Source organism: Paenibacillus sp. SEL3, assembly GCF_054602585.1.
The window spans coordinates 4,960,743-4,982,078 of the sequence record NZ_CM137725.1 but is presented as its reverse complement, the minus strand read 5'-3'; the positions used below and the strand labels follow the sequence as shown (position 1 = coordinate 4,982,078).

Genomic DNA, 21,336 nt, shown 5'->3' with positions numbered 1-21,336 from the left:
TCTATTCGCCTCCCCCCTGGTTTCTTCTAGGCTCATAAGGGCTGTAAAGCAAAGGCCATAGCGTTCCCTTCGTCAGCGCCTCATCTGGACTGAATTGCGGTAGACCAGGGGGCTGAAATTGCACAAACAAGTTTGGCGGAAGCACATAAGTCTTGCACAGAACGGGCGGACACGGATCGAACGGGCCGACAAACGGGGCATACTCACCTTGCTGTGGAAATTTCACGGGCCGGGACCTCCTTTGGTTGATCCATCTGCTTTACTATTCAACATATGCCGCATCGCCCAAGTCTCGAACAAAAAATCACAGATAAAAATAATTGTTCAAAAAAAATAACTATAAAACTGTTTCTAATCAAAAAGAACCTTTAAAACCACGGTAACGTGGATCTAAAGGTTCTTGCTTCAGCACACTATAATAACTTACATACCTGAACTGATCTTACCTATCTCTGTGGATCAGGACTCAATCGGTAGAAAGCTCATCTTCAATCACAGGCTCAGGCTTGCGGTGAATCTTCACTCTCATTATGCGAAGCCTTGTTGCTTCCTCCACCTCGAAGGTAAGGTTATAAAACTCAATTTTCTTCCCTTTCACCGGAATGCCTTCCAATTCCTTGAACAGCCATCCTCCGATGGAATCCACCTCGTCGTCTTCAATGTTTACTCCAGTCAAATCATTGACATCCTCAATGAGCATACGACCGTCCACAGAGATGAAGTTCTCCTTGATTTCCACGCTTGGGCGTTCATCCTCAAACTCATCATAGAGATCCCCGACGATTTCCTCCAAAATTTCCTCCGCTGTCAGCAGCCCGGCCGTTCCGCCGTATTCATCTACCACGAGAGTCATTTGGGAATGTTTTTTCTGCATAAGGCGTAGCACGTGACTCACTTCCATAGACTCCGGCACATTCAAAATAGGACGTACCACCGAAGCCAGATCCAGTTGTTCCCCCTGCTCAGCTAGCAGAAGATCCGTGATATGGACAAAACCGATAATCTGGTCTTTATCCTCAACCGCTACCGGGTAGCGGGAATGCTTGGTCTCGCTGATAATCTTGAGATTTTCCTTAAACGACAAATTCGTATACAAACAATCCATATCTGTACGCGGCAGCATGATTTCACGTGCAAGCAAGTCGGAAAAATCAAAAATATTATCCATCAGCTTAATTTCGTCCTTATCAATCACACCGCTTTTGGCGCTCTGATTCATCAATATACGAATCTCTTCCTCCGAATGAGCCGCTTCGGCTTCACTCGCCGGCTGAATCCCGAATGCACGCAACAGCAAGTTTGCCGCAGCATTCAATACCCAGATCACAGGTAGAAAGACCTTATAAAAAAGCAGCAAAGGCGCCGATAAAAACAACGCCACACCTTCAGTCTTCTGAATCGCTAAAGACTTGGGAGCCAATTCCCCCAATACAATATGCAAAAAGGTAATTACGCAAAATCCGACGACAACGGATATCGTTGTAATCAGGGTGCCGTCAGTTACACCGAGTTTGTGCATGAGTGGCTCTATCAGGTAGCCGGATATTGCTGGCTCTCCAATCCAACCCAAACCCAATGAAGCCAGCGTAATGCCCAATTGGGTGGCGGACAGATAAGCATCCAACCTTTGGTTCACCTTCAGCGCATAGCCTGCCAGGCGATGACCCTCGCTTTGGAGCTGCGTCAATCGGGATTGGCGCATTTTGACCAACGAAAATTCTGCGGCCACAAATACACCATTTAGAAAGACAAGCAGCAGTACCAAGAGGAGATTCACAGCTAGCAATCCCCAATGAAACTCGGTATGACCATCCAATACGAACTCCCCATTTCTATAGTTGTAATGCTTTTCTTGATTTAAAGTCTATTCCTTTGTAGTACATATCCGCTACGAGCAGGTTCGGTCCACAACAGGCAGCGGCATCACAATGACAGTTCACAGTCTGATTCAACGGATGCTCATTCAGCCATTCACCAAAAATATCGTCCAGACTGTCTTCCTGAATGTTGCCGAAAGCCGGAATGTCTGCAAAATCCGTCACATACACGCTACCCGTGAACATATTCACATTCACACGGTTTCTTCCGTCTGGATCATTACGCACCGTAATATTCGGTTCCTGACACAAGCGGCGAAGCAGTTTGCGATCTTCTTCCCGGTCCGAACAAGCAAAGAACGGTAATGTGCCAAACAACATCCACATGTCCTGATTACGTACATCCAGCAGCTTATGGATAGAGTTCCGCATGTCGTCGAGTGAAAGCACAGGCAAAGCAGAGGCAAAATTTGACGCATACATTGGATGAACCTCATGCCGTCGGCATCCCATTTCGTTGATCAACTGATGAATGCCCTCCAGCTTCGTGTGTGTCCGATAATTAATCATGGATTCAGCTGAAATGAACATTCCCATTTCACTTAATCTGCAGGCATTCTCGATCATTTTTTCATACAGGCGAACAGCACCCGCACGTGGGGTCGGCCGGCCTGTATTTGCAAAACCCACTTCATAAAAATCGTCCGCATTCAAATAGTTAAACGAAATATGCATCACATCTAGATAAGGAAGCATCTTCTCATATCTGCGAATATCTAACGTCAGATTGGAGTTGATTTGCGAGCGAATACCGCGCTCTTTGGCGTATTTCAACAGTGGAACGATCACTTCATCCACTGTTTTATCGAGCAAAGCAGGTTCCCCGCCTGTAATACTGATGGTCTCCAGATGCTCGACTTCATCCAGACGCTTCAGCATTAGGTCTAACGGAAGGAAAGGGGCCTCCTTCATAACCAGCATGTCGCCAACAGCGCAATGCTCACAGCGCATATTACACAGATGCGTTACGGTCATTTCCACACTCGTAAGCAAATGACGACCATGTGTACGCAATGAGACAATCGGGTCCCACGGATCATAGGTTGGCGATATTTGGGGTAGCGTGTTATTTTGTAGAACTGTCATTATGTTTTCACCTTATTTCTGTTATTAACCTCAAAAGACGTATAATTATCATATCATGATGTGTAAAGTGTCTGCATGCTTTCTTCCACATCATCTGCTAATCTACGTGTACTCCTCCGAAAGGGGCCACAGTAGCACCCAATGTATTTGTAATCATAACCGAGAGGGATATGGACAAATCCACATCATAAGGTGCTTTCACTTCCTGCCCATCCCGGTCCCTTACAATGCGAATGACGGGTCTTTGCGGGATTTTGGAATGTATACGCACCACGACCCCCTCTTCCCCCGTGTTGAGCACCACAGAGAGTCCCAAGGGGTAAATAGCCACACAGTCACGAAAGGCTTCTAGCATTCGCTGCTCATATAACGTTCCTGCCCCGGCGTACAGCACTTCCATCGCCTCATAAGGCAACAAAGCCTGCTTATATATCCGACTTGCTGTCATTGCGTCGTACGAGTCTGCCAGGCCGATCCATTTCGCATATTCGTGGATCTGATCCTTTTTCCAACCGTGTGGGTATCCGCTGCCGTCAATACGCTCATGATGCTGTAATGCACAATGAGCCGACAACAAGGGAATTCCAGGTTCGTCTTTAAGCAGCTTGTAGCCGATCACCGTGTGTGTTTTCATATGCTCATATTCCTCTTCGGTCAATTTACCCGGCTTATAGAGTACTTGAGGTGAAATTTTCATTTTACCGATATCGTGCAGTAGTGAACCTATTCCCAACTCCATCAGCTGATTGTTATCGTAGCCGTTGGAAATTCCCAGTACAAGTGAATATAGACATACGTTCAAAGAATGATGATACAAATCCTGATCTGCGGCCCCAATATCCATCAACATAATGACGGCGTCCTGCCGGCCTCCAATATCGTCCAGAATAGATTCCATCACCTTATAAAATGACTTGCCAAAATATTTGTGCTTATGATCTACGGAGTAGGATGACAACCCTTGAAATTGCTTTTTGATTTCCTGTAGCGCCGCCGCCCTTGTCTGTTCATGGATCATCTCAGGAATGACGATATCTTCTGTCACAGCATCCTCAATGTATACATATCCAATACCGACTTGGCCTAGACGTTCAATCAATCGCGAAGTAAGCTCAACACCTTCCGAGAGCAGCACCATTCCATTTTCATTGTATATTTTTTTGCCCAGCTTCATGCCGGCTCTCAATAATGTAACAGGTACCAGTCGCAGCTTAATCCTCTCCCGATTGTTTTGATACCTGAAGCCACCTAGCTGCAAAACATTCTTCCATCGCGCCCGGACGCTTCAACTCCATTTCAATCAAATCCCGTAAAAATTCTGGAAGCATAAATCGGAGATCTGTTCCGTTCGCAAGCACCTCATAACCTGCTTTGAAAGTGAACATATCCAACGTGCCCACTGTGTATTCCTCATGCTCTTCCAAAGGTTGACCTGCTACACGAATGTCCGTTACTTTTTCATAAGGAGCACGGCCAGGGTCATACTGAATAGCCAAGCCTTCCACACACATCGTACCAAGCACTTTGCCTCTGAAGCCAAAGCCCGTCATAGGCTTGTCCGCAAATTCAGGCAGCAAGGACTGCTCCAGCGCCAACCGAATATCGCTCCCCCGCAACTTCATAACACAGGCATTAATCGGTGAAGGGCATAAGGAATGCAGGATTCCTTTACTGATATCCCCTTGAGGTAATGGGCCGAGCAGTTGTCCCGCATTGACGAGGGCAATTTCTGTTCCTGTAAAATGGGACACTGATTGTGCCAGCATATTCCCGAAAGGGGATTCCTGATCATATGCGATCTCCAGTTTCCGATCCGTCACAGCAACCGTGCTCTCCATGGCGCGCTCTGCTTGTCTGCGATGCACCACAATGGCCGATGCCACTTTTTCGTCCAGTATTGTCAGATCCACAGGAACTACACCGCCTGACGTGACTCGAAACGGTTCGAGGCTATTGTTACGACTTAGCGTCACTTCACCCAGCAGCGTTCCGAACTTACCCGCCCCACATAAAGCTGTTTTCCCGATCCAAAGCGGTTCCTCCAGCACATGATGGGTGTGACCTCCAAGGATAACGTCAATCTCAGGAAATTGCGACGCTAACTTTTTATCGGAAGGTAGGCCCAGGTGCGACATCACGACCAAAACATCAACCTGCTTTCTCAGTGCCGCGATCTGCTTCCCCAGCACATCAAACGGATTGAGCACATCCCAGCCCAGCAATTGATAATACTCTACAAAAGGAGCCGTCACACCAAGTAAACCGACCTTGATTCCTGCTTTGTCTACAATAAGGGATTCCTTCATCCACGCAGGACTCATCCCTGTGGCACACTCAGTCATATTGCCACATATGACCGGACAATGAATGCCCGCATATGCCTGTTCAATCATATCCGGGGTAAAAGTCAGTCCCTCATTATTACCGATCGTAATGGCATCATATCCTGTTAGATTCATCACATCCACATTTGCCCCACCTAGCGTTCCTTCCGTTTCGGGGGCCATCCGGTCCATGTGGTCTCCTATGTCAAGCACAAGTAGCGCATCCCCTAATGCAGCTCTTCGTTCATTAATCATCGCGGCTATCGAAGGCATACTGCCAAAATGACTATGGATATCATTGGTATGCAAAATGGTCAACGTTTGCCGAGTCGTCATCTCCATAACCGCCCTTCTCTATATTTTATATATCGACTTTGGAGCTTCTAATGTTTAAGCATATCATGTTATTTAGCAATATGGTACATATGGGTAGACATAGTCCTTAAGCTTCGCTGTAGTCTCTGGGCAATCTCATATTACAAACATAGTGAAAAGTATTGACGTTATCTACTGTAGGTATCTGATAGGAATTGGGTTCCTGGGACCTATTTTACAGCTTGGAATAATAGTAAATTAGTCGTTGTCATCCCATATAATTCTTGATATATTAAGTTTGTTTCGTATTTTCGACAAATTTACGACAATAAGGAGGTTAGCGCATGAGAGTACACGTTACCGATGCCAAGCCAGGAGATCGCCTCAAATCCGATACATACAATGGGCACGGTGTGCCTGTCATGGTTCAGGGCACCGAGCTACAGCATGACGATATTTCCAAGCTCATTATGCACGGTGTCGATTATATCGACATTGATGCCGGTTCTGCGAGCATTCCGGTTGACTTTGCCCCCGATGTTCCAGCTTCGCCCGAGTCCCTCAAACGTGCCGTTCCTCTCATGGAGCAGACGATCAGTGGCTTTGAAAGCATGTTTCTCGAAGCTTCCTCAACTGGCAAATTTGATGAATATCGAGTTGATGAGCTGTTCGGCCCTCTCGTTTCAGAGCTGGCTCGTCAAAAAGATGTCGTATCTCTGCTGTTAATTATGGAACGGGGAGATCACTATACCTATAATCATTCTCTCCAAGTAGGCGTACTGTCATATTACATTGCCACATGGCTTGGATATACGGAAGAAGAAGCATATGCCGCCGGTAAAGCTGGATATTTACATGATATAGGCAAGTCCATGATACCCGATGAAATTTTGAACAAACCAGATAAACTGACACCTGAAGAATTTCATGAAATGAAGAAACATTCGCTATATGGCTATGATATTATTCGCAATTCAACCAGCGATGAGATTTCTGCAATTGTCGCCTTACAGCATCATGAGCGTGAAGATGGAAGTGGATATCCCCATGGTCTGTTCAAGGAAGAAATTCATCCTTTTGCCAGCATAACAGCTATTGCCGACGTGTATAGCGCGATGATTTCCAATCGTGTGTATCAGACGAAGCAGGAGCTACTCACCGTATTACGCGAGCTGCACAGCATGAGTTTTGGACATCTAAACCCAGAAGCTACCCAAGTGTTCATCAGACACATGCTTCCTAATTTCATTAATAAGCAGGTTCTGTTGACTACAGGTCAGACAGGAACGATCATTCTGAACAATCCTGCTGATTACTTCAGACCCTTAGTAAGAATTAACGATGATGAATATGTAGATTTGTCTAGGGAACGCCATGTATCCATTGATGAAATTTATTTGGAATCCTGATCCGCTACTGCCTCCCGGCGTTACTTCGGTGGAACGAAATGTTTTGCCGAAGCACAGACTACGCGAATAAAAAGAGACTGTCCTTGATTCGTAGGTTCTTCTACGAAGGACAGCCTCTTTTTAAGTTACGGATATTAACCTTGTTACTATCTTTATTTATGGTTTAATCCTAAGTGGTAAGATCGTGTAGCCCTGGACTATGTTCATTAGGCAATTCGGGCATATACGGAAGAGGAAAACCCTCAGGAGGATCTATTACACTCAAATCCCCACCGTTTCTGCTTGGAGTTTGCCCATTGAATATTTCCCCAATACGGGTAGAATCCAATCGAAAATTAAACTGCGCATTGTGAAAGCCCATCTCAACATACTTCCGGCATTCTGGATACTTGTTAATATCGTAATTTGGAACCGGGAACAATTTTCCCCAATCAACTCCAAGTGTCTCTAATGCTTTGGCAAACGCGTTTTGATGAGCATTATCCCTCACAATCAAAAAAGCCAACGTTTCCCGGAATGTTTTGTTCGAGCTCATTTCGTAAATTCGGGATTTTTGCAGGACCCCTGTAGATTCGAGTACGAGATTATCAAGCAAATCACTAACCAGATTCCCGTGGGAATAAACATAACTACCTAGCCAAGGATTCCCACTTGCATCAACAGGTAAGGAACTTTGGGCTCCCATAATAAAATGATGAGGATTTGCGTGTTTTATCGCCTCATCTAAAGGAGCATGATCCATTCCCGCATCGCCGGCTTGGTCTGCGCCTGAGCCAGTCAGAAGTTGATTTATAGTATGTTGGACCAGTTCAACATGACTAAGCTCCTCTAGAAAAACTCCTCGTATCAAATCCCTGTACTGCACAGCATTACCACGAAAATTATTACTTTGAAAGAAAAACTGCATCATAGTACGCATTTCTCCGAATCGACCACCTAACACTTCTTGAATCACTTTAGCAGCAGCAGGATCGGGCTTATCGGGTACTATTAAGTTAATTAAATCTTCTTTATAAAAATACAATTCAAATCCCCTCCTTAGACTCTTCATTTTAAAGTGAAACATAGGCTTCCCTCTTTAATAATTTATATACAAACCAAACAAACAGAAAGTTAAATATAAAGACCCGTATCGATTTTTGTGATGCTGCTCCTCGTTTTATTACATCTTGAAAAGGTTAAATACAGTTAGAATTCACTAAGCTGCTTTAGCTATAGGAGGAGTAAATATGTTTAGACATCAAAAAGAGTTGCAGTTTGAAGTGAAAGTAGAGCGCCCTGATCCTCTTTTTGCCCGGCAGGTACAAGAAGTTTTGGGAGGGCAATTTGGAGAAATGACCGTAATGATGCAATATTTATTTCAAGGGTTTAACTGTCGCGGTGATGAAAAATATAAAGATATGCTGATGGATATTGGAACTGAAGAAGTAGGGCATGTGGAGATGCTGTGTGCTTTAATTAGTCAACTACTTGATGGAGCTAAACCAGAAGATCAAGAACAAGCTGCAAAAGACCCTGTTACAGCTGCCATAATGGGGGGAATTAACCCACAGCATTTGCTGGTCAGCGGTCTAGGCGGATTGCCTACTAATTCAAATGGAGTTCCATGGAACGGCTCTTATATCGTCGCAAGTGGCAACCTTTTGGCAGATATGCGATCCAATTTGCACGCAGAGAGTCAGGGTCGATTGCAGGTAGCAAGGCTATATCATATGACACAAGATGAAAGCGTCAGAGCTACACTACGGAAAATGCTAGCGCGTGACCGCTATCACCAGTATCAGTGGATGGCGGCAATCCAAGAATTAGAAGAGAAAAACGGTGTTGTGGTTCCGGCTTCTTTTCCCCCTGAGGCAGAACAAGAGTCTCAGCCTGAAGCTTATGAGTTTTGGAATTTGTCTGAGGGCGAAGAATCTAGTGAAGGTTTGTGGGCAACAGGGAGTGCGCCGGATGGAACCGGGAGCTATGTATACATCTCAAAACCAGTTGCCAAAGGACAAATCTATAATGCCAAAATACCAGCAACCGAGTTACATCATGACTTAGACCATAAAACTTCAGATAAATAAACAAGTGGCAGACGAGCTGTCCCAACATTAAAGAATTGCTTATTGGTGACACTGACCATAAAAATGTTACAAAAAATATATACTTAATATTCGAATAAGGCGGCTTATCATAAGGCATAAAATCATAGCCGATCATAAATCATGAAGTACAGAATTATGTAAGTCTAAAAGCCCTGCCGACCAATTATGGTTAGCAGAGCTTTTTGATTTCAAAGACGATGCTCTCATTCTGTATGAGCAGATGTCTATAACAATCATTTGTGTTACCTCAGCTTCGGTCAAACCACCGTTCATTAAATAAGAGGTGCCTGAATCAATGTTGCAAAATTAAACTGGTGTACATGACCATCATTTAATGTAGTTTGGCCCGTAACAAAATGTACATGCTTACCATTTCCGACTGGAATAGCGGGCCCTGTTCTAATCCTTCTCAGATTATGAAAATGGTTCACGAAATCAGTTTTCGTAAGATCAATTTCATGGACATGACTTCTTCCAACTCGAATCGCTTGCCCAGTAACACCTGCAAAGCGGTGGTTATGTCGGTCTGCACCTTCTTCGGCCAGTTTGGTGCTTCCTTCAAATTCATGTACATGTCTCTGTGTCTGCTTAGAAGAGAGGGTTTTCTTCTTCACTCCAGCTTTGTTCTTCTGCATCTGTTGGCATGCCTCCTTATGTTTATGTCACTCACAACATCCTATTAAGCAAACATACATAAGTGCTAGGCAACTATCTGCAGTCCTAAGCATAATTTTTTTTTTGTAGTAGAAAGAAGGCTTATGGACTTAGGTATCATAGTAAAAAACAAAAGAAGACGAACTTAAAAAGTTCGTCTCCTAGACTAGCAGGAAATCCGAATCGGCATAAAATCGGCACGACTCGGATTTAACAAGCTTTAGAATACCTCAAGAGCCTTGACATACCAAGGGGTACTGCGTTTTAACCGATACTACCTTCCATCTCGAACTTGATCAAACGATTCATCTCTACCGCATATTCCATCGGCAGTTCTTTTGTGAATGGCTCAATAAAGCCCATAACGATCATTTGCGTTGCCTCTGCTTCAGTCAAACCACGGCTCATCAGATAGAACAGCTGATCTTCCGATACCTTGGAAACCGTTGCTTCGTGCTCAAGCGTGATGTCATCATTCATGATTTCATTATAAGGAATAGTATCTGAGGTTGATTGATTATCCAAAATCAACGTATCACACTTGATATTGGATTTTGCACCTTGAGCCTGACGACCGAATGAAGCTAATCCGCGATACGTTACTTTACCGCCGTGCTTACTGATCGACTTGGATACAATGGTGGACGTGGTGTCTGGTGCTAAGTGGATCATTTTCGCACCTGCATCCTGATGCTGGCCTTTGCCTGCAACAGCGATGGACAAGACCATCCCTTTCGCTCCACGGCCCTTCAATACAACGGCTGGATACTTCATCGTCAACTTGGAACCGATGTTACCATCGACCCATTCCATCGTTGCATTTTCTTCTGCAACCGCACGTTTGGTTACCAGGTTATAGATGTTTGGTGCCCAGTTCTGGATCGTTGTATAACGAACGCGTGCGTTCTTCTTACAAATAATTTCGACTACGGCACTATGCAGCGAGTTCGTGCTGTAAATCGGAGCCGTACAGCCTTCTACATAGTGCACAAAGCTGTCTTCGTCAGCAATTATGAGCGTACGCTCAAATTGACCCATGTTTTCCGAGTTGATACGGAAGTAAGCCTGCAATGGAACTTCACATTTCACACCTTTTGGTACATAGATGAAGCTCCCGCCTGACCATACCGCACTGTTCAGTGCTGCAAACTTATTGTCCGCAGGAGGTACAACTGTTGCAAAATACTCTTTCAGAATCTCAGGATGCTCACGCAACGCCGTATCGGTATCCATGAAAATAACGCCCTGATCTTCCAGTTCCTTTTGCATACTGTGGTAGACAACCTCGGATTCATACTGTGCGGATACACCAGCCAAAAACTTTTGCTCCGCCTCGGGAATACCCAGTTTATCAAAGGTTTCTTTAATTTCCGTAGGAACCTCTTCCCACGTCTTCCCTTGTTTCTCGGAAGGTCTTACATAGTACTGGATATCGTTGAAATCCAGTTCATCCATATCTCCGCCCCAGTTTGGCATTGGCATTTTTTCAAACTGCTTCAGTGCCTTCAGACGGAACTCCAGCATCCATTCTGGCTCATCCTTAATTTTGGAGATTTCCTTTACGATTTCCGGAGTGAGACCCTTACCTGTTTGGAAAATGGACTTGTGCTCGTCACGAAAGCCGTATTTATACTCTTCCATTTCCGGTGCTTTCTTGGCCATGTTTCTCAAACCTCCTCTGTTCTATTTAAATTATTTATCTTCATCAATCCCTTTGCGCAGCGCGTTCCAAGCCAGTGTCGCACATTTGATGCGGGCCGGGAACTTATTTACGCCTGACAAAGCTTCCAATTCTTCATAATCATCAAATTCGACGGCTTCCCCCTTCATTAAAGAAGAGAAGCGGCTTGCCATATCCAATGCCTGATCAATCGTTTTTCCTTTGACTGCTTCTGTCATCATCGAAGCTGAGGACATACTAATCGAGCAGCCTTCACCAGTAAAACGGGCATCTTCGACCACGCCGTCTTTCGTTTTGAGTTGAAGGGAAATCCGGTCACCACACGTAGGATTATTCAAATCCACCGTAACGGCATCATCCTCAAAACGTCCGCGATTGCGCGGATTTTTATAATGATCCATAATCACGCGTCGGTACAAGTCATCAAGTTGCATCGCCAAAATACTCCTTTGTTTGGATTAAGGCGCTGACCAGAGCGTCGACTTCTTCTTCCGTGTTATAGAGATAAAAGCTGGCACGTGCAGTTGCACTGGCTTTCAGCCAGCGCATCAATGGCTGGCAGCAATGATGTCCCGCACGTACAGCCACCCCTTTGCTATCCAGTACAGTAGCTACATCATGCGGATGCACATCATCCAGGTTGAATGTTACGAGCCCAACATGACGTTCTGCAGGCCCGTATATCGTCAACCCCTCCACTTCACGGAGACGTTTGAGGGCATAGTTGGACAAACGGCTCTCATGCTGTGCAATGGCGTCCATTCCGATGCTTTCCAGAAAATCAATAGCAGCTCCCAAACCAACAGCTCCAGCGATAATCGGAGTTCCACCTTCGAATTTCCAAGGCAGCTCCTTCCATGTGGATTCATACAATCCCACATCGTCGATCATTTCCCCGCCGAACTCAATGGGCTCCATATTTTCCAGCAGCGCCTTCTTGCCGTACAGTGCCCCGATCCCAGTAGGCGCACACATTTTGTGACCCGAAAAGGCATAAAAGTCAGCATCGATGTCTTGCACGTCTACTTTCATATGTGGTGTGCTTTGTGCACCGTCTATAACGATAACTGCGCCTTTGCGATGCGCAATAGCTGCAATCTCTTTGACAGGGTTCACAACACCAAGCACATTGGAGACATGCGCAATCGCTACAATTTTCGTGTTTTCTGTAATGGTATTCTCCACATCAGCAAGATCAACGCTACCATCCTCTTGAAGTGGAATATATTTTAAAGTTGCGCCTGTGGCTTTGGCTACCTGTTGCCACGGGATCAGATTACTGTGATGCTCCATTTGTGTGATGACAATTTCATCACCCTCCTTACAGTTAGCTCTACCATAAGAAGAAGCCACCAGATTCAGCGCCGTTGTTGTTCCGCGTGTAAAAATAATTTCCTGACTGCGCTTGGCATTCAGAAAGCGAGCTACTTTCTCCCTCGCACCTTCATAAGCATCCGTCGCCCGGCTACCCAAGGTATGCACACCACGGTGAACATTTGAGTTATCATATTCGTAGTAGTGCTTGATCGCCTCGATGACCGCCAGCGGTTTTTGCGAAGTAGCCGCATTATCCAAATAAACCAGCGGATGACCGTTAATCTCCTGATGTAAAATCGGGAATTGTTCACGGATCAATGCAGTATTCATTGGCCTAACTTCCTTTCAACAAGGCTTTGCAGCTGATGTTGAAGTCCTTCGAGCGGAATCTCAGATACGACAGGTGCCAAGAAGCCATAAATAATCAGACGCTCAGCTTCTGCCCGGCTAATTCCGCGGGACATCAAGTAATACACTTGTTCACGGTTAACCTGACCAACCGATGCTGCGTGACCTGCTGTTACATCATCTTCATCAATCAGCAGGATTGGGTTAGCGTCACCACGCGCTTTCGGGCTGAGCATCAGAACACGTTCTGTTTGCTGACCATCTGCTTTGGTAGCACCTTTTTCAATTTTTGTAATTCCGTTAATGATGGAAGACGCTTCTTCACGCATCACTGCGCGCGTTATCATCTGACTAGCGGAATTTTTGCCGAAATGCTGTGCTTGTGTCGTATAGTTCAGCTTTTGTGAGCCGGAACCTACAGCAATGATCTTGGCATCCGAATTGGAGCCATTGCCTTTGAGCACGGACATGGTATTGCTTGCTGTATTGCCGTTGTTCATTTCGCCCACAATCCATTCGATAGCTGCGTCATTTCCCAACGTGGCACGACGAATTGAAATATCCGTTACTTGCTCTCCAAACTGATGGACTGTCGCATAGCGAACTTTAGCCCCAGCATTTGCAACAACTTCTACCGCACCGTTATGAAGAACAGGTGCCGCCAAATCCGCAGATACATAGTTGTCTACGTACGTCACGGAACTATGACTTTCGACAATAAGCAGCACATGCGGCGCAAACGTTGCAGTCGCATCGTCTGTCAGGAATACAGCTTGAAGCGGAACGTTCAGTTCTACATTTTTAGGCACATAAGCAAATACTCCACCGTTCCAGAGTGCTGCGTGCAATGCAGATAATGAATTCTCTTCTGCCTTAATCACTGTGTTCAGATGAGCTTTAACCAAATCAGCATGCTCTTTAACCGCTGTTTGTAAATCCGTGAAAATGACGCCTTGCGCCGCCAATTCCTCACTCAGCTTCACATATACCGCACCGGAGTTGCGCTGAATAATCAGACCGCCCTCCTGTTGCTCTTTAACCAGATCAGCAATGGCTGCAGGAACCTGCCCTACCGATGCAATGACCTCGCTCTGTTTATGTTGACCGTAATCGTTTAATTTCCAACGTTCGATTTTTGTTTTTTCAAATACCGGAAGCTCCAGTTTGCCTGCAAGCTCAAGTGCTTTTTGTCTGTCTTCAGCCAGCCAAGATGGTTCGCCGTTACGTTCGGACAGAACACGCAGTTGCTCGGAATCTACCGGAAGGATTGTTTGTGTAGTCATTAGTTTTCCTCCTCGCTTCCGGCTTACGCCTCTTGTCCTACAGTTTCATCAACGATACCCAGCTCTTCCTTGATCCAGTCGTAACCGTCTGCTTCCAGACGCTCAGCAAGCTCAGGACCCCCGGATTTAACGATACGTCCTTGCATCATCACGTGTACATAATCTGGTTTAACGTAGTTTAACAGACGTTGGTAGTGAGTAATCACGAGGAAACCACGATCTTCGGAACGCATAGCGTTCACACCGTTAGCCACGATTCTCAAAGCATCGATATCCAGACCGGAGTCGATTTCATCAAGAATGACAATTTTCGGATCAATCATCATCATTTGCAAAATTTCATTCCGTTTTTTCTCACCACCAGAGAAGCCTTCGTTCAGGTAACGGTGAGCAAACTCAGGGTTCATTTCAAGCTCTTTCATTTTGCTTTCCATTTGACGGATAAACTTAATCAAGGAGATTTCTTGTCCTTCTTCACGGCGCGCGTTGATCGCACTACGCAAAAAGTCGGAGTTCGTTACCCCTGCAATTTCACTCGGGTACTGCATCGCCAAGAACAATCCTGCACGTGCACGCTCATCCACTTCCATATCCAGCACGTCTTCTCCATCCAAAGTTACTTTACCATCTGTGACTTCATATTTTGGATGACCCATCAAAGCAGACGCAAGTGTACTTTTACCCGTACCGTTAGGACCCATGATGGCATGGATTTCTCCGCCCTTCATTTCGAGGTTAATACCTTTCAAAATTTCCTTGCCTTCAATGGTCGCTTTGAGACCTTCAATCTTAAAGTTTGTAGCCATATTCGCAATACCCTCCAAAAAATGTAGTGTGGTGTCGAAATCAGAAAGTATATTTAAACAGGGGAGCCCCCTGATTTCAAGTAATATTTAAAAATTTATTTATAATCATTCTAAACTGATTCTCAATGATTCTCAAGTTATTTTATAATAAATATCTTGAAGGGTGCAACCAACAGACACACGTTATCCAACTTTCTTCATAAAATGTTCACCCTACCAAGCACACAAATGGCAAAATACATCCTGCGAATGTTTATATAATTATAAATTTGTACAAAAAACACGAGGTACATGATCTCTTTTCAGCCATAAAAACGCTACTGACAGCATGACGTCAGTAGCGTTTTACATGTAAAAAGTTTATTTCAAAGCGTAATCCCATCACTACAATTAGCCCAAATAAGAGCGAAGCATCCACATATGTTTCTCCAGATCCGCTTTATAGCCGATCAGCAAATCTGCAGTTGGCTGGTCGGAATTGCTTTCCGCCAGTTCAATACCTTCCTGAAACTCCTCGCATACCGTTGCAAAATCCTCGATCAAGGTTTGTACCATCTTGGGAGCATCTTCGTTGCCGGTTGCTTCCTGAATCGACGACAGCTCCAGGTACTCCTTCAATGTTGCGGAAGGTGAACCTTTCAACGCGAGCAAACGCTCGGCGATCTCATCCATTTTCAATGTCACTTCATTGTATAACTCTTCAAATTTAACATGGAGTGTGTAGAAACTGGAGCCTTTCACATACCAGTGATAGTTATGAATTTTTACATATAACACATTGAGGTTAGCGACTTGACGGTTTAAAAGTTCCTCCACCGATTTGGTTTGCGTATTTTTCGAGTTACTTGTTGTTTTAGCCATCATAAATCCCTTCCTTTTTCATCAAATTGATTTTCAGGAACGTTTACGTATCCATCACCGTCATTGCTGACGGTAAGACGCCAGCGGGCATCCTAATCACCTGCCGGACGTCTGTTTCATACTTACCCTCTCTATACGGAAACGAAACAAAAAGAAGAGTTCTCCTTTCTCCCTCTTTCGATCCTCCATAAAAAAAATGTACAAAACTTCAATGATTTTCGTTATACTTTCTCTATCCTATCAAAATACTTGGTTTAATATTGTGATATTCCCAGACTATTTACATGTGCACAATTTATGGAGGTGACTTCGTTGTCCCAATATCATCCTTTAACGACTGAAGAAGCAATCGAATTCGTGAAGAACATCCCCGGATTTTTTAGTCAGGAAGCTCGTCTGGAATGCCGGGAAATCGGTGATGGTAACCTAAATCTGGTTTTTCATATTACGGATTCTGAATCTAACAAGAGTATCATTGCCAAGCAGGCACTTCCTTATGTAAAAATTGTGGGTGAATCCTGGCCGCTCTCACTGGATCGTGCCCGTATTGAACGCGAGGCCCTTCAGCAGGAGCACCACATTTGCCCCGAATTGGTTCCTGCGATACTGGCGTATGACGATGAGCTTGCATTGACCGTGATGGAGGATCTTAGCTCCCACACCATCATGCGCAAGGGGCTAATAGAAGGAAACACATATCCATATTTCGCTAATCATATTGGGGAGTTTCTGGCACGCACGCTCTTCTTCACCTCAGATTTGGGCATGAATCAGCAGGATAAAAAAGACCTAGTCAAACGTTTTATCAACCCGGATCTCTGCAAAATAACTGAGGATCTGATTCTGGATGAACCGTATCGGTTCTCAGATAATAACAACTATGGTGCGTACATCGAAGACGAAGCAGAGGCACTCCGTACAGATCAAGCGCTTCATCTGGAAGTGGCTTTGCTGCGAGAAAAGTTTTTGACACGAACCGAAGCGCTTCTGCACGGTGACCTTCATACTGGTAGCATTTTTGTAACGACCGAATCGACTAAAGTCATTGATCCTGAATTTGCCTACTACGGACCCATGGGCTTTGATATCGGAGCGGTGATCGCCAATCTGCTGTTGAACTACGCTGCACAGCCCGGATGGACCTCTGGTGAGACGGCTCTAAAAGAAAGGCGCGACTGGGTTCTGGAGACTGCCATTCAGGTATGGGAGCAGTTTGAGCGTAGGTTCCGCAAACTGTGGGACGAGCATGTCACCGATCATATGGCACGTACAGCGGGATATCAGGACTTGTATCTCCAAAAAGTACTGCAAGATACGATTGGTTTTGCAGGGTGCAAAGTGATCCGCCGTATCATCAGCCTGTCGCATGTGGCAGATATCGAGACAATAGCCGATCCTGACCTCAAGGAAGCTGCGGAACGTCTGGCGTTATCTATCGGTAAATCCTTGGTTCTTCGCAATCGCGGGCTTCATTCGATTCGGGAACTGGGAGACATTGTTCGGACAGCAACAGCTGCCCAAACTAAAGGAGCTTAATGAATATGAGTGAAAAGAAAGAATCGGCGCCCGTGACCTCTGGGAAAGCTGCAGTGTCCAGTCAGGCTCTATCTTCGCTGGTGTGGAAAGGCAACCACTTGTCCATGCTGGATCAGCGTCTGCTACCCGAAACGATTGTCATGCTGGATTTATTCACGGCTGATGAAGTTTGGGATGGCATACATGCCATGAAGGTACGCGGTGCGCCCGCCATCGGGATGGCTGCGGCCTACGGCGTTGTGCTGGGGGCTTCCGCCTACAGCGGCATCGACGCTGATGGGTGGCTGGAGCATGTACACGCCGTGTGCGGACATTTGGCTACTTCACGGCCGACGGCAGTGAACCTGTTCTGGGCCCTGGATCGCATGAAGAAGCGGGCTGGGGAACTCATCGTTGAAGCTAGCGGAGGACGGATCGAAGACTGGAATGCCGGGCTGGAGCGTGAAGCCATAGCCATTCAGGCAGAGGACGAAGAAGTATGCCGCCAGATCGGCATCCATGCTTTACCTCTGTTCGAGGACGGGATGGGCGTACTCACTCACTGCAATGCAGGCGGATTGGCGACAGCCAAATACGGGACAGCGCTCGCTCCGATGTACCTTGCGCAGGAGAACGGCATCCACCTCAAAGTATTTGCCGACGAAACCCGCCCCGTGCTGCAAGGTGCGCGCCTGACTGCTTTCGAGCTTCAGCAGGCAGGCATTGATGTCACCCTGCTCTGTGACAATATGGCGGGCATGGTGATGTCCAAAGGATGGGTACAGGCCGTTATTGTCGGCACAGATAGAGTCGCTGCTAATGGCGATGTCGCCAACAAAATCGGCACCTATAGCCTAGCCGTGTTAGCGAAGGCGCATGGCATTCCTTTTTATGTCGCTTCGCCACTATCTACCATTGATTTGCAGACCGCAACAGGCGCAGATATTCCGATTGAGGAGCGTTCTGCGGAGGAAGTTACCGAAAGCTTTGGTAAAAGGACCGCTCCGCTAGGCATCAAAGTCTACAACCCAGCTTTCGATGTTACACCTCATGAGTACATTACCGCCATCATTACCGAAAAAGGGATTGTCCAAGCACCCTTTAGCGACAACCTCCCCGCTTTGTTTGCCGATTAATCGTTCTTGCAGATCATACCGTTCGTATAAAGCCGAATAATCTGCTCGATAGAGTGTAACTTTTCATAGAAAAAAACCGGAGCCAAAAAGTCCGGTTTTTTTCGGTTCTTGTTCCTCTACTTTTATGCAACATTGCACATAGGCTTCACTACACCAGTTTCAATAGTGCTTCATAGCCTGGCATCCCTGGTTTAATCCCCAGTTGCTCGGCTTCTGCCGTCACTGACTCCATCGGCGCTTCCAACAGTTCCTTTAGTGTTTTTACCCCCACAGCTCGTGCGGCAAGAATTTTCCGATCCGCCAGCCGTTCATTGAGCAATCCAACATCCAGCGCACCACACATGATGTAACCACGGGAGTTAGAGATCGTCAACAGCGTTGTTTTAGGCAGTTTGACCTCGACTCCGATAAATGTATGCTCACCCACTTGAATGGGTTCCATGTGTATCATGGTTATTACATGCACCTCCTCTTTGTTCATCCGGGATATTTTATGCGGCATTTGCGGGTAAGTGTGGACACTCGTGGATACATTCAAAATATCATGGTGAATAACTATAGATGGAGGGGGCCTCCTAACTTTGAGCAACATTCAGTACATTTTCCTATTCGTTTTTGCTGTTAAGTTTTTTGTAGGCGTATGTTCATTGTTTATATTTACAACAGTAAAAGTGGAGCATGCGATTCGCATACTCCACTTTTACTGTTGATCTTAATTTATTTTATGAAAATCGCACTATCATATAAATCTACAGTAATTGTACTACTTGTGTTCCCTTTTTTATGTCTTTAATATTTCCTGAATCCTGCACACTAATACCAATGAGTGGAAGGTTAGCAATGGAAAAAGAAATGCTAATATCTAATACGTCCAGTTCGCATTTCGTCCCATCTACCTTATCTACTTGTATTTTTGAACCTATCAAACTCTTCAAATTCGTATGATCCTGCTTATCAAATTCAATATTTGTTCCAACTAAAATAATTCCTTTATTAGGTGTTTTAATGATATCGTCTAACTTCATAATCTCCAAAAGAACATCTCCATTCTAACTAACGTTCATGTATGAACAGTATATCTTTAACTTCCCTAATTTTAATACCTTCGTTTTTTAATCTAGTAATTCCATCTCTTAAAAGCATGATTCTTTCTAATTGAGTCAAGTCAGGAGCAAATCTTGCAGCTCGGATACTTGCTTGAGCTTCGTCAAGTGCAAAGTTCCTAGTTAAAACATTAAATTCATCATCCATAACTTGAAAGGATTTTCCTGCTAGTCCTGCTTCGTAATGTCCGACAACTTCATGAGCTATTGTTCCATGACCAGTAATCCGGCTATTAGCTGCTAATTTACCTGTGGCACTAGAAGGAAGTACATCATTATTTATATTGAGAATCGTATCGAATAATAATCCTGTAGGAGAAGTATCATTAGGCCCCGCTACACGGATATTTTCTTCTGGCATTCCTATTTTTTTTGCATACTGAGTTAAAATCCCAATTTGTGCTTCAGTTAAAGGTACTTCATTACGCAGACCATTAGTATCTATAATTTTTCTTGTTTTGTCCTCCCCTTCCATTATTCGGGTAGTTCCATCTTTTAACGGAGTATATTTTACAGACCCTGATAACCCAATTTTAGGTTTAATTACTGAACTGACTCCTCCAAATAATCCAGCTGTACCGATCATATTAGCCCAGTGTTCCTTTGACCAGGCATTGTTTGGATTAAATGCTCCCTGAATCATCCCTGTTACTCCAAATGTACCGAAATTGAGCATGTCATTCCATGAATCGTTTTGTTTAGCTGCTCGTTCCATGTACCCTTGATACATTCCTTTTGGAATACCATACGACATATAATCTAGAAAGCTCCAGACTGAATCAAACTTTTTCTCATAACGTACTGAATTAGCATCTACAAAATCCTGACCTAGTTCAGTTAAGCTATCTACCGATTTCTGGAATGCATTTCGTGTATCTGGAGCAGGAACAGCACATGAATTCGGTGGAGGCGGTAAACAACTTGCGTCAATATTACCTGCTTCCATCAGGTCCGCTAATCTGAATTTATCTGCATGGTGACGTAACTCCCTAGCAATAGAATCCATCAGGGTAACAAAGTCATTCATATTCTTCTGAGAGGTCTGGAAGGAATAGTAAAAGTGCTCTTTAGTCAGTCCTTCCCACAATTGTCCCATAGATGAAATTTGTTGTACTAAATTGCTATTCATTTGAGTTGCCGTTTGCTGTGCTAACTCAAACTGCTTAGAGACAGTCATAAGTTGCTTAGGTGTCACTTTAATAGTTGTCATAGTTTACCTCTAGTCATGAGTTCGTTATGACATAGTAACACTATTCCGATTTATGGAAAATGAACTTAATTCCTAATTGATATATGAAGGATTAACCTTTCTACCTATGCCTAAAGACTTAAATTCGTCGTTTTTTATCCTCATCTTCAACCATTAATCTGTAACTATCCATTTTGTTTCTTTCTGACTGGACTAATCATTGATTTCCTTATCCGAATAACCAGCCAGAAAGTTAAGAGATCATAGCTCAATCCCCAAACCCTTCCAGCGCCTCATTCACTAATCCCATATATTGGGAGTACAAATTAGTCTTAGGTCTTT

General features: G+C 44.8%; 20 protein-coding genes. 4 read left to right on the top strand and 16 right to left on the bottom strand.

What is annotated here, in order from left to right:
* Position 1: 1 nt before the first annotated feature.
* The 5 genes from ACYCS5_RS22975 to ACYCS5_RS22955 all read right to left on the bottom strand — a co-directional run bounded on the left by ACYCS5_RS22975 (position 2) and on the right by ACYCS5_RS22955 (position 5,629).
* Positions 2-226, bottom strand: coding sequence for a spore coat associated protein CotJA (locus ACYCS5_RS22975; RefSeq protein ID WP_029516595.1), 225 nt, complete (start codon positions 224-226; stop codon positions 2-4).
* 240 nt (positions 227-466) lie between these two features.
* Positions 467-1,816 (bottom strand): hemolysin family protein, encoded by a 1,350-nt coding sequence (locus ACYCS5_RS22970; RefSeq protein WP_029516594.1) that lies wholly within the window; start codon positions 1,814-1,816, stop codon positions 467-469.
* 16 nt (positions 1,817-1,832) lie between these two features.
* Complete coding sequence (gene yfkAB / locus ACYCS5_RS22965) at positions 1,833-2,963, bottom strand: radical SAM/CxCxxxxC motif protein YfkAB (protein WP_209949838.1); 1,131 nt, start codon at positions 2,961-2,963, stop codon at positions 1,833-1,835.
* 97 nt (positions 2,964-3,060) lie between these two features.
* Positions 3,061-4,221, bottom strand: a complete 1,161-nt coding sequence (locus ACYCS5_RS22960; RefSeq protein ID WP_039269868.1) for an HD-GYP domain-containing protein — start codon at positions 4,219-4,221, stop codon at positions 3,061-3,063.
* Positions 4,175-5,629: a bifunctional metallophosphatase/5'-nucleotidase gene (locus tag ACYCS5_RS22955; RefSeq protein WP_069011215.1), complete on the bottom strand. Its 1,455-nt coding sequence runs from the start codon at positions 5,627-5,629 to the stop codon at positions 4,175-4,177. Before ACYCS5_RS22955 ends, ACYCS5_RS22960 begins: the two co-directional genes overlap by 47 nt.
* A gap of 317 nt (positions 5,630-5,946) precedes the next feature.
* Between ACYCS5_RS22955 and ACYCS5_RS22950 the strand changes: the two genes are divergently transcribed.
* Positions 5,947-7,011 carry an HD-GYP domain-containing protein gene (locus ACYCS5_RS22950; RefSeq protein ID WP_029516590.1) on the top strand — a complete coding sequence of 355 codons (1,065 nt, stop codon included), beginning with the start codon at positions 5,947-5,949 and terminating at the stop codon, positions 7,009-7,011.
* A 169-nt stretch (positions 7,012-7,180) separates the two neighbouring features.
* Here the strand turns inward: ACYCS5_RS22950 and ACYCS5_RS22945 are convergent, their stop codons facing one another.
* The gene (locus ACYCS5_RS22945) at positions 7,181-8,035 is read right to left on the bottom strand and encodes a manganese catalase family protein (protein WP_029516589.1); all 855 of its coding nucleotides are present in this window, start codon (positions 8,033-8,035) and stop codon (positions 7,181-7,183) included.
* A 205-nt stretch (positions 8,036-8,240) separates the two neighbouring features.
* Between ACYCS5_RS22945 and ACYCS5_RS22940 the strand changes: the two genes are divergently transcribed.
* Positions 8,241-9,080: a manganese catalase gene (locus ACYCS5_RS22940; RefSeq protein WP_029516588.1), complete on the top strand. Its 840-nt coding sequence runs from the start codon at positions 8,241-8,243 to the stop codon at positions 9,078-9,080.
* 293 nt (positions 9,081-9,373) lie between these two features.
* On the opposite strand, the gene ACYCS5_RS22935 is transcribed toward ACYCS5_RS22940, so the two are convergent.
* The 7 genes from ACYCS5_RS22935 to ACYCS5_RS22905 all read right to left on the bottom strand — a co-directional run bounded on the left by ACYCS5_RS22935 (position 9,374) and on the right by ACYCS5_RS22905 (position 16,051).
* Positions 9,374-9,736: a YmaF family protein gene (locus ACYCS5_RS22935; protein ID WP_029516587.1), complete on the bottom strand. Its 363-nt coding sequence runs from the start codon at positions 9,734-9,736 to the stop codon at positions 9,374-9,376.
* A 283-nt stretch (positions 9,737-10,019) separates the two neighbouring features.
* Positions 10,020-11,417: a Fe-S cluster assembly protein SufB gene (gene sufB / locus ACYCS5_RS22930; RefSeq protein WP_013309556.1), complete on the bottom strand. Its 1,398-nt coding sequence runs from the start codon at positions 11,415-11,417 to the stop codon at positions 10,020-10,022.
* Positions 11,418-11,447: 30 nt separating this feature from the next.
* Positions 11,448-11,870: a Fe-S cluster assembly sulfur transfer protein SufU gene (gene sufU / locus ACYCS5_RS22925; protein ID WP_013309555.1), complete on the bottom strand. Its 423-nt coding sequence runs from the start codon at positions 11,868-11,870 to the stop codon at positions 11,448-11,450.
* On the bottom strand, positions 11,860-13,083 hold the full coding sequence (locus tag ACYCS5_RS22920) for a cysteine desulfurase (protein WP_029516586.1): 1,224 nt from the start codon (positions 13,081-13,083) through the stop codon (positions 11,860-11,862). Before ACYCS5_RS22920 ends, sufU begins: the two co-directional genes overlap by 11 nt.
* Positions 13,080-14,384, bottom strand: coding sequence for a Fe-S cluster assembly protein SufD (gene sufD, locus ACYCS5_RS22915; RefSeq protein WP_025719242.1), 1,305 nt, complete (start codon positions 14,382-14,384; stop codon positions 13,080-13,082). Before sufD ends, ACYCS5_RS22920 begins: the two co-directional genes overlap by 4 nt.
* 23 nt (positions 14,385-14,407) lie before the next feature.
* Positions 14,408-15,190, bottom strand: a complete 783-nt coding sequence (gene sufC, locus ACYCS5_RS22910; RefSeq protein WP_029516585.1) for a Fe-S cluster assembly ATPase SufC — start codon at positions 15,188-15,190, stop codon at positions 14,408-14,410.
* 390 nt (positions 15,191-15,580) lie between these two features.
* On the bottom strand, positions 15,581-16,051 hold the full coding sequence (locus ACYCS5_RS22905) for a Dps family protein (protein ID WP_013309551.1): 471 nt from the start codon (positions 16,049-16,051) through the stop codon (positions 15,581-15,583).
* Between the two features lie 312 nt (positions 16,052-16,363).
* Here ACYCS5_RS22905 and mtnK point away from each other — a divergent pair, with 312 nt between their 5' ends.
* Complete coding sequence (gene mtnK, locus ACYCS5_RS22900) at positions 16,364-17,587, top strand: S-methyl-5-thioribose kinase (protein WP_029516584.1); 1,224 nt, start codon at positions 16,364-16,366, stop codon at positions 17,585-17,587.
* A gap of 5 nt (positions 17,588-17,592) precedes the next feature.
* A complete protein-coding gene (gene mtnA, locus ACYCS5_RS22895; RefSeq protein ID WP_459760177.1) occupies positions 17,593-18,702 on the top strand; it encodes an S-methyl-5-thioribose-1-phosphate isomerase in 1,110 nt (369 codons plus the stop codon).
* A 148-nt stretch (positions 18,703-18,850) separates the two neighbouring features.
* Here the strand turns inward: mtnA and ACYCS5_RS22890 are convergent, their stop codons facing one another.
* From ACYCS5_RS22890 to ACYCS5_RS22880, 3 genes are all read right to left on the bottom strand, one after another.
* A complete protein-coding gene (locus ACYCS5_RS22890) occupies positions 18,851-19,153 on the bottom strand; it encodes a YunC family protein (RefSeq protein WP_318626791.1) in 303 nt (100 codons plus the stop codon).
* A gap of 298 nt (positions 19,154-19,451) precedes the next feature.
* Positions 19,452-19,736: a hypothetical protein gene (locus ACYCS5_RS22885; RefSeq protein WP_322157983.1), complete on the bottom strand. Its 285-nt coding sequence runs from the start codon at positions 19,734-19,736 to the stop codon at positions 19,452-19,454.
* A gap of 19 nt (positions 19,737-19,755) precedes the next feature.
* On the bottom strand, positions 19,756-21,015 hold the full coding sequence (locus ACYCS5_RS22880; RefSeq protein ID WP_459760176.1) for a WXG100 family type VII secretion target: 1,260 nt from the start codon (positions 21,013-21,015) through the stop codon (positions 19,756-19,758).
* Between the last annotated feature and the right edge of the window lie 321 nt (positions 21,016-21,336).